This window comes from Candidatus Electronema sp. JM (assembly GCF_048287415.1).
In the GTDB taxonomy this organism is placed as follows: domain Bacteria; phylum Desulfobacterota; class Desulfobulbia; order Desulfobulbales; family Desulfobulbaceae; genus Electronema.
In genome coordinates this window covers 95,210-103,382 of the sequence record NZ_JBLWEN010000008.1, presented here as the reverse complement: position 1 = coordinate 103,382, position 8,173 = coordinate 95,210, and the positions used below count along the sequence as shown (strand labels likewise).

The 8,173-nt window shown below is 50.5% G+C and carries 11 protein-coding genes and 1 pseudogene; 1 reads left to right on the top strand and 11 read right to left on the bottom strand.

Translation table 11 applies throughout. From position 1 onward, the window contains the following. Positions 1–506: 506 nt before the first annotated feature. The 4 genes and pseudogenes from ACNKH6_RS02170 to ACNKH6_RS02155 form a co-directional block, all read right to left on the bottom strand. Positions 507–1,289 (bottom strand): annotated as a pseudogene (locus ACNKH6_RS02170) (putative PEP-binding protein); the annotation flags it as partial. Next, on the bottom strand, positions 1,273–1,500 hold the full coding sequence (locus ACNKH6_RS02165) for a DUF86 domain-containing protein (RefSeq protein ID WP_417913905.1): 228 nt from the start codon (positions 1,498–1,500) through the stop codon (positions 1,273–1,275). The pseudogene ACNKH6_RS02170 and the gene ACNKH6_RS02165, both read right to left, overlap by 17 nt. 12 nt (positions 1,501–1,512) lie before the next feature. After that, entirely contained in the window at positions 1,513–1,644 is a 132-nt protein-coding gene (locus ACNKH6_RS02160) for a DUF86 domain-containing protein (RefSeq protein WP_417913901.1), read from the bottom strand. After that, positions 1,641–1,934 (bottom strand): nucleotidyltransferase family protein, encoded by a 294-nt coding sequence (locus tag ACNKH6_RS02155; protein WP_417913900.1) that lies wholly within the window; start codon positions 1,932–1,934, stop codon positions 1,641–1,643. The genes ACNKH6_RS02160 and ACNKH6_RS02155 overlap by 4 nt, the downstream gene beginning before the upstream one ends. A gap of 530 nt (positions 1,935–2,464) precedes the next feature. Between ACNKH6_RS02155 and ACNKH6_RS02150 the strand changes: the two genes are divergently transcribed. After that, the gene (locus ACNKH6_RS02150; protein WP_417913899.1) at positions 2,465–2,812 is read left to right on the top strand and encodes a hypothetical protein; all 348 of its coding nucleotides are present in this window, start codon (positions 2,465–2,467) and stop codon (positions 2,810–2,812) included. A 35-nt stretch (positions 2,813–2,847) separates the two neighbouring features. Here the strand turns inward: ACNKH6_RS02150 and ACNKH6_RS02145 are convergent, their stop codons facing one another. The 7 genes from ACNKH6_RS02145 to ppsA form a co-directional block, all read right to left on the bottom strand. Further along, positions 2,848–3,120: a hypothetical protein gene (locus ACNKH6_RS02145; RefSeq protein WP_417913898.1), complete on the bottom strand. Its 273-nt coding sequence runs from the start codon at positions 3,118–3,120 to the stop codon at positions 2,848–2,850. A gap of 281 nt (positions 3,121–3,401) precedes the next feature. Further along, positions 3,402–3,587: a hypothetical protein gene (locus ACNKH6_RS02140; protein WP_417913897.1), complete on the bottom strand. Its 186-nt coding sequence runs from the start codon at positions 3,585–3,587 to the stop codon at positions 3,402–3,404. 69 nt (positions 3,588–3,656) lie between these two features. After that, positions 3,657–4,574: a hypothetical protein gene (locus ACNKH6_RS02135; protein WP_417913896.1), complete on the bottom strand. Its 918-nt coding sequence runs from the start codon at positions 4,572–4,574 to the stop codon at positions 3,657–3,659. Then, on the bottom strand, positions 4,564–4,887 hold the full coding sequence (locus ACNKH6_RS02130) for an element excision factor XisI family protein (protein ID WP_417913895.1): 324 nt from the start codon (positions 4,885–4,887) through the stop codon (positions 4,564–4,566). Before ACNKH6_RS02130 ends, ACNKH6_RS02135 begins: the two co-directional genes overlap by 11 nt. Positions 4,888–4,893: 6 nt before the next feature. Further along, positions 4,894–5,295, bottom strand: a complete 402-nt coding sequence (locus ACNKH6_RS02125) for a type II toxin-antitoxin system VapC family toxin (RefSeq protein ID WP_417913894.1) — start codon at positions 5,293–5,295, stop codon at positions 4,894–4,896. Beyond that, entirely contained in the window at positions 5,292–5,531 is a 240-nt protein-coding gene (locus ACNKH6_RS02120; RefSeq protein ID WP_417913893.1) for a type II toxin-antitoxin system Phd/YefM family antitoxin, read from the bottom strand. The genes ACNKH6_RS02125 and ACNKH6_RS02120 overlap by 4 nt, the downstream gene beginning before the upstream one ends. A gap of 133 nt (positions 5,532–5,664) precedes the next feature. Then, on the bottom strand, positions 5,665–8,109 hold the full coding sequence (gene ppsA / locus ACNKH6_RS02115) for a phosphoenolpyruvate synthase (RefSeq protein ID WP_417913892.1): 2,445 nt from the start codon (positions 8,107–8,109) through the stop codon (positions 5,665–5,667). Between the last annotated feature and the right edge of the window lie 64 nt (positions 8,110–8,173).

Genomic DNA, 8,173 nt, shown 5'->3' with positions numbered 1-8,173 from the left:
TGCTTTGTCAAAGGAATTTCTTGGGTTGAGGCAAAGACTTCCATCATCCGCAACGCTGTTCGGGCCTATTTGGCGAAACCCATTTATACGCTTGATCACATCAACCTTTATGCAACTGCGTCTACATCTTGTTTGGTTTGAAAATCACGATAGCGATAGGCAAGAACAAATCCGGAAAGAATAAAAAAAAGAGTCATCGCTAATGCCCATTGGTCTATAATTGGTTGAATTATAAACAAAGAATTAATCTTCCCAAAATGGATACTTGAATGAAAAATAAGCACCCAAAAAGCTGCGACAAAACGAATTGCATTTATAACAACAAATTCTTGTTTTCTGTAGTAAAGTATTGTTTGCCATGATTGCAATCTCCATAAGATGGAAAGGATTTACGCAGTATTAAACTGCGTAAATCCTATGTTATATTGGAGGATATTTTTCTATTGAATCAGAAAAAGCTAAAAAAAGCACACTAAAAGAACAAGCGCACCTTTTTTGCCGCCACCTTACTTCGGCGCAATCCCCATTTCCTTCTCCTTCTCATGCACCGCCATCCGGGTCTTGATGACCGTGTCCGGGATCAGGGACATGGAGTCAATGCCCTCCTCGACAAGGAAGGTGGGGAAGTCTGACGGCCCCTGGCCGCAGATGCCGATCTTGCGCCCGCGCCGCTTGGCGGTCTTGATCACCATGCGGATCATCTCCTTCACCGCCGCGTGCCGCTCGTCAGCAATGCCGGTGAGCAGGCCGGAGTCGCGGTCAAGGCCGTAGGTGAGCTGGGTCAGATCGTTGGAGCCGATGGAGAAGCCGTCGAAGATGTCGGCAAACGCATCAGCGCAGATGACGTTGCTCGGAATCTCGCACATCACGTACAGCTCAAGGCCGTTCTCGCCCTGCACCAAGCCGCACTCACGCATGACCTGAATGACCTTCTTGCCCTCTTCCGGCGTGCGGCAGAAGGGCGCCATCAGCTTGATGTTGGTCAGGCCCATGTCGTTGCGGGCTTTGAGCAGGCCCTTGCACTCCAGCTCAAAGGCAGGCCGGTACTTCGGATCGTAGTAGCGGGACGCGCCGCGCCAGCCGATCATCGGGTTCTCCTCTTCCGGCTCATAGAAATGGCCGCCGACCAAGTTGGCGTACTCGTTGCTCTTGAAGTCGGAGAGGCGGACGATGACATCTTTCGGATAGAAGCCAGCGGCGATACGGCCCACGCCCTCAGCCACCTTGTCAATGAAGAACTGCTTCTTGTCGGCGTAAGCCCCGGTCTTCGCGTCAATCTGGCGGACAACTTCCTGCTTCTGCGATTCCCTTATTTATGATCGCTGTTATTTCTGCCTTCAGTTCCGGCAGCGACTCCTCAATGGTGCTCCAAAGGATTTCTACTTCCGTATCCCAGTAATGATGAACCAAGCGGTCTCTCATTCCAGCGATTGCCCACCAAGGCACTGCTGGATGCGCTTTGACAATGTGTTCTGGAATTTTTTTGACCGCCTCGTCGATGATTTCAAGCTCTCATTCTACAGCGCGGATGGTCTTTTCTTCATGATAGAACTGCTCGAAATTCATTCCCGCAGTGAAGCGTTCAACAGCGTTGATGGCCTCAAGAATATCGTCAAGAAAGAGAGGAGCACGCCGAACGCTCACAGATAAATAACCTCATCAAGGATATGCTGCCGAAGCTGCGGTTTTAGTCCCTTGCTGGTGACAAGATCAACCTTTAGGCCAAGCAGGTCGCTCAACATATTTTCCATCTCGATCAGTGCAATCAGACTTGGTGCTTCTACGTAATCAATCAGGACATCCACATCGCTTTCGTTGCGCTGTTCTCCTCGGACATAGGAGCCGAATATTCTCAATTTGCTGATTTTGTATTTGTTCTTCAGCAGAGATTTTTGTTCGGTCAGGCAACGTTTGACAGCATCAAGCGAAGTCATGGCGTTTTCTTCTTTGGCGGAGAGTTCTCTTCCTACTTCTCAATTGGCGGCTTCCATGCAGAAAGCTACCGCAGAACGCAGCCCGGCGCAACTGTTTTTTGGCAATGGAGAAATGCCTCTTGACAGCGGCGAGAAAGAGAGTTAAACCGGGCAGGAAGCAAAGTTCAGGTCAGCGGGAAAAAGTGGACAGGGCTGCGGAAGAAATGCGCGGCTCCGCTAAACGAAAGAGCTTCTGCTCTTTTGAAAAGCACAGGTACTCGCTCAAAGAGAAGAGCTACATTTTTCGAGAGAGGTCTTCCTCTTTTAAATAGGAAGCTCGATTTTCTTTCGAGAAGCATATCTATTGGCAAAAAATGATGTTCGCTTTAAAAAAGTAGTCTCTCATTTTAGAAAAGAAGAGGTTCTATTCAAACAAGGAACTGTTCTCTCGTGAAAGGAAGGCAGCGCAGTAACAAATTCATGCTGTGCTGCGGGCAGCGGGCCGTCTCTTTTGACGAAAGAGCTTGAACACACAACGCAAGGAGGCTGCAATGATTGGCGGAAGCATACCCAAGCTGCTTCAGGAAGCGGGGGAAATCAAAAAGGCTCTGGAAAAGATCAGCGCGACGCTGCCCGCCGGGATTTCGGCGGCGGAGATGGGAGCGAAGATCATTGCGCTGGAAAACGTGATCAGCGAGATAGACTCGGTGAATGCGGATCGGACACGCTTGATCAATTCCAAGGGCGATCAGGCCGGGACGTTGAGTGATTTCATCGTCCAAGTGCGGCTTGCGGTCAAGGCGGTGTGCGGCCCGGACTCCTCTGAATACGAGATGGTCGGCGGCACGCGGGCAAGTGACCGGAAGAAGCCGAAGAAGAAGAGCGGGGAGACGGAGTGAGGGTGATGAGGGACGGGGGATCATTTTGAATGTATTTAACTTTCCCCGTCCTTCCTTTCTTCTACAGCCTGCAAGCGATTGTTCTGCAACCACTCAACAAAATCAGAGAACATCATCTCTTCAGTCAGCACCATGCTGGTTTTATCGTCCAAATGAAGATGCGGGATGTTTTCGTCTGCATGTTCTTTGCCGATCTTGCCGTATTTCATGCGGATGGCCCGTGGATCAGGAGCATTGTCAAATCCTGCTTCTACGCGGTTTCCTTGCAGAACGTAATAGCGGTACTTTCGCAGCTTGTCGCTGAACAACTCGGTGATGAGAATCTTGCATGAACCATATTAGCCATGAAGCTGCAAGATTGCCCGTTCTGGCGTGCAGTCCTGCTCATGCGCACAATTTTCAAAGATGCCTGCCGCTGTTGTTATGACAGCAGCAAAATACTCTGCAATTTTCTCGTCCAATCATTTATTCCTTTCTCGCAGAATTCCCAATCAGCTAAGTCAGACTCCCAGAGTTTGCTGATGCTGCTCTCGACCTGATTGATGTATTCTTCATCCTCCGCTGTGCACTGGGAAAAGGTTTTGTAATCTCAGCCGTATTTCAGCCGGAACAGCTTTTCTTTCTTCTTCAGGCCAGCAATCTTGGCGGCAATTTCATCAATCAGGTAGCGTTGCAACGCGGCATCAACTGCTGATTGGAGGTCATCGTTGAATGAAGGCAGCAGTTCAGCGTAGTTTTTATTTATCAGCACCGAACTTTCTTTAATTGCTTCCATTTTTAATAATCTTCTTTAAATAACTATAGATCGATAATGTCGTAGAATATACTTATTGACATGTTATAATTATATTTTTTGCTTTATTAGTTTACTTTTAAATATACATTTGATAGCTGAATTTGGAATTATCAATTCTACTGAACCTGACTGATCGCTTATTTCCAATTTTGTATTATTACCAATCCCTGTGAATAAGATAATAGCATTTTTTACGACGCAATTACTATTACCACACTCCACAGACTTTATTGATAATTTTTCATTTTTTAGTTGATCTAATATTTCTTGAATAGATACATTCTCGATTAAGACATCTGCGTTAATTATTCTTACGCCCATTGTCTGGAATGTTTGCTTCGCGACACCTCCAGCAAGAGAGATATTGCCAACTATTAACGGAGCAAAATAAATAAGACCAAACACGTATAATCTTGCATTTGACATTGATATTGATGATCGATGTTTGCTCTGTTCATTTTCATCAACAATAATACTGCTATCAGTTTTTTTAAGCAGAGCAGTTAATGCGTAATAACCAACTATCATCAATAAGTATACTCCAATAGTCATTAAGACTATCATCCAAGAACCCATTAAAATTAAAAATAGAAAGACTAAACTATTGAAAAAAATCCCTTCAGTTATAACACAGGGCCTATCTTTAATACTATGAGTATTAATTTTATTGTTTTTTAAAACTTTTTTAGCGACTGATTCTGTCGGTTTTGGAAAGAAAGCAACCCAAAGAAGGCTTGCTCGAAATAAAGTTAATGATATTACAGAATAAATCCCGCCAGAAATAGCAAATACCCATAAGAAAAACAACGTATCAGCAATTGTCATCCCAGAAGGATAGTAATTAATTGAACTGCAATAGAATATGGCTTGAAACGCACCGATAAGAGTTCCAGCGACCCCAATCCCCCGATAATTATTCTTTAAAAACGTAAAAATGTCTTCAAAGAGCATATCGTTAGTTTCCATAACAAAATCCTTGCTTTTGAACAGAAGAAGTTATTATATCTTCGCGGCGGACTCCCGCTGTGATGAGCGCATCTGTCAGCCCCTTTTCAAAATTGTCCTCTTCAATCACAACCTTCTCATCAACTAAACGGGCATGAAACAGCACTGCATCAACCCAGCTCTGCTTGTCCCAACCTGTCGCCAAAACCAAGAAATGCCCTGTCTCCGCATCGCAGACCGGATACAGCCTGATCTGTTGCAGACGCGGCTGCACACGCACCGCATCGTGCAGCGTTTTTTTGAGAATGCTGACATAATCTGCTGACGCAGCCATTTTCTGTCATTCTCCCCAGATCGTGCGGAGATGCGGATCCTCCCGTATCTTTTCGTCTTTCGTCACCAGCGGCAGACCCATGACCAGCGCAGTGGCCGCAATGATGCGGTCTGCCGGATCAGCATGAAAGATGCCGGGCAGCGAGACAGAACGCAGGGCGATGGCGTTGTCCACTGGAACGAAGCGGACAAATGGCAGGCTTTCCGTCTTCCGTATCCAGTCCTGCACATTTATTGACAGCACCAGCCTTCCTTTCTCGACAAGCAGGGCAAGCTCCCAAGCAGAAATGGAGGAAATGAGGATGCCGTTGTTTTCCGCCGCATCATTGATGGCCAGTGCCGCATCTGCCGCAAGTTTTTCTGGATTGCTGATCCACCAGAGCCACACATGCGTATCCAAAACAATCATTTCATCGCATCCCAGTCATCCAATGCGACCGGCTCCAAAGGATCATCAAAGCGCAGCACCGAATTGCGCAGCTCGTGCAGCACAGCCTGCGTCTTTTCCTTTTCATCAAAAGGGGCTATCTTCAGCACCGGCTTTCCATGATCCGTGATGATCACAGCCTGCCCGTTCTGCTCTATTTTGCGGAAGTATTCAAGGGCCTTTGCCTTGAAGCGGGACTTTGAAACGGTTTCCAGCATACTTGCTCTTGGTGAAGGATAAAGTTGCTAACCATAGTCATGGTAACATGGTCATCTGCCGCCTGTCAAGCAAGCAAAAAGGGCGGAACCTGTAGGCCCGCCCTTTCTTTTACTTCAGAGAGTTGTTACACGCTCACTTCGGCGCAATCCCCATTTCCTTCTCCTTCTCATGCACGGCCATCCGGGTCTTGATGACGGTGTCCGGGATCAGGGACATGGAGTCAATGCCCTCCTCAACAAGGAAGGTGGCGAAGTCCGGGAAGTCGGACGGCCCCTGGCCGCAGATGCCGATCTTGCGCCCGCGCCGCTTGGCGGTCTTGATCACCATGCGGATCATCTCCTTCACCGCCGCGTGCCGCTCGTCGGCAATGCCGGTGAGCAGGCCGGAATCACGGTCAAGGCCATACGTCAGCTGGGTCAGATCGTTGGAGCCGATGGAGAAGCCATCGAAGATGTCGGCAAACGCATCAGCGCAGATGACGTTGCTCGGAATCTCGCACATCACGTACAATTCCAAGCCGTTCTCGCCCTGCACCAAGCCGCATTCGCGCATCACCTGAATAACCTTCTTGCCTTCTTCCGGCGTGCGGCAGAACGGCACCATCAGCTTGATGTTGGTCAGGCCCATGTCGTTGCGCGCCTTGAGCAATCCTTTGCACTCCAGCTCAAAGGCAGGCCGGTACTTCGGATCGTAGTAGCGGGACGCACCGCGCCAGCCGATCATCGGGTTTTCCTCTTCCGGCTCATAGAAATGGCCGCCGACCAAGTTGGCGTATTCGTTGCTCTTGAAGTCGGAGAGGCGGACGATGACATCTTTCGGATAGAAACCAGCGGCGATGCGGCCCACGCCCTCAGCCACCTTGTCGATGAAGAACTGCTTCTTGTCCGCATACGCGCCGGTCTTCGCGTCAATCTGGCGGACAACTTCCTGCTTCTCCGGGTCGCTGGACTTCTTCAGCTCCTCGTAGTTGTAGAGGGCGAGCGGGTGCAGGCCGATGTGCGAGTTGATGACAAACTCCTCGCGGGCCAAACCAACACCGTCGTTGGGAATCTGGCACTCGGTGAAAGCCTTCTCCGGGATGGCCAGGTTCATCATGATCTTGGTCTTGGTCTTGGGCAGGCTGCCAAGGTCAGTCTTCTGCACCTCAAACTTCAGCAGGCCTTCATAGACAAAGCCGGTCTCGCCTTCAGCGCAGCAGGCAGTGATCTCTTGTCCGGTCTTGATCCGCTCAGAGCCGTCGCCGGTGCCGATGACGCAGGGAATGCCCAGCTCGCGGGAGATAATCGCCGCATGGCAAGTGCGACCGCCCCGGTTGGTGATGATCGCCGAAGCAATCTTCATGATCGGCTCCCAGTCAGGATCGGTCATGTCCGTAACCAGCACCTCGCCTTTGCGGAAGGTGCCGATGTCCTTGGCATCCGCGATGCAGTGCGCCACGCCCTGACCAATCTTGCTGCCGACCGCCAAGCCTTTGGCGATCACCTTGCTGTGCTCCAGCAGCTTGTAGGTCTCCATCACGCCCTTGTTGGCCTGCGAATGCACAGTCTCCGGGCGGGCCTGAACGATGAAGAGCTTGCCGGTGCCGACGTTCACGCCGTCGCCGTCCTTGGCCCACTCAATGTCCATGCCCTTCTTGTAATGATCCTCAATGATGCAGGCCCAGCTGGCGAGCTGAAGAATCTCATCGTCGTTGATGACGTAGGCGTTGCGCTCCGCAGGCGTGGTGTCAATGTTCCTGACCGGCTCCGGCGTGGACGGGTCATTGTCATAGATCATCTTGATCGCCTTGGAGCCAACCTTCTTGCTGACCACAGGCCGCTTGCCCTGCTTCAGGGTCGGCTTGAAGACATAATACTCATCCGGGTTGACTGCGCCTTGCACGACGTTCTCACCAAGACCCCATGCGCCGGTGATGAACACTGCATCCCTGAAGCCGGACTCGGTATCAATGGAGAACAGCACGCCGGAGCAAGCGGAGTCAGAGCGCACCATCTTCTGCACGGTGATGGAGAGATAAACATCAAACTGACCGAAGCCCTGATGCTGGCGGTAGGAAATCGCCCGGTTGGTGAAGAGCGAGGCGAAGCACTTGCGGCAGTTCTGAATGATGTTCTCGTAGCCGTGAATGTTCAGGTAGGTCTCCTGCTGACCAGCAAAGGAAGCATCAGGCAGATCCTCAGCAGTAGCGGAAGAGCGCACGGCCACATCCACGTTCGGGCCGTACTCCGCCTCCATCTTCTTGTAAGCCTCAATGATCGCGTCGCGCAGCAGGGGCGGGAAAGGAGCGTTGCGGATGATGTCGCGGCACTTGGCCCCGCGCTCGGCGAGGTTGGCCATGTCCTCGGTGTTCAGATCGGAGAGCACCTGCCGGATTTCCGCCTCAATGCCCGCCTCTTTGAGCAGATAGCGGTAGGCGTAGGCGGTGATGGCGAAACCGTGCGGGACAGCCACGCCCTTGCCGGTAAGATGCTGATACATCTCGCCAAGCGAGGCGTTCTTGCCGCCGACCAGCGGCACATCCTCAATGCCGATTTCATCAAACCAAAGGATCAATTTCTCATCATGCGCCTGTCCCATATTCAGTCTCCCTGAAGCCGCGATTTGCAAGTAGAATTCGTTCGTCCAGCCTGATGCTGGACGG

What these genes read in the sequence shown, in the direction of transcription:
- ACNKH6_RS02155 (WP_417913900.1), bottom strand. Translation starts at nt 1,934, where the DNA reads ATGACTTCGCTTGATGCTGTCAAACGTTGCCTGACCGAACAAAAATCT.
- ACNKH6_RS02150 (WP_417913899.1), top strand. Translation starts at nt 2,465, where the DNA reads ATGATTGGCGGAAGCATACCCAAGCTGCTTCAGGAAGCGGGGGAAATC.
- ACNKH6_RS02140 (WP_417913897.1), bottom strand. Translation starts at nt 3,587, where the DNA reads ATGGAAGCAATTAAAGAAAGTTCGGTGCTGATAAATAAAAACTACGCT.
- ACNKH6_RS02135 (WP_417913896.1), bottom strand. Translation starts at nt 4,574, where the DNA reads ATGGAAACTAACGATATGCTCTTTGAAGACATTTTTACGTTTTTAAAG.
- ACNKH6_RS02130 (WP_417913895.1), bottom strand. Translation starts at nt 4,887, where the DNA reads ATGGCTGCGTCAGCAGATTATGTCAGCATTCTCAAAAAAACGCTGCAC.
- ACNKH6_RS02125 (WP_417913894.1), bottom strand. Translation starts at nt 5,295, where the DNA reads ATGATTGTTTTGGATACGCATGTGTGGCTCTGGTGGATCAGCAATCCA.
- ACNKH6_RS02120 (WP_417913893.1), bottom strand. Translation starts at nt 5,531, where the DNA reads ATGCTGGAAACCGTTTCAAAGTCCCGCTTCAAGGCAAAGGCCCTTGAA.
- ppsA (WP_417913892.1), bottom strand. Translation starts at nt 8,109, where the DNA reads ATGGGACAGGCGCATGATGAGAAATTGATCCTTTGGTTTGATGAAATC.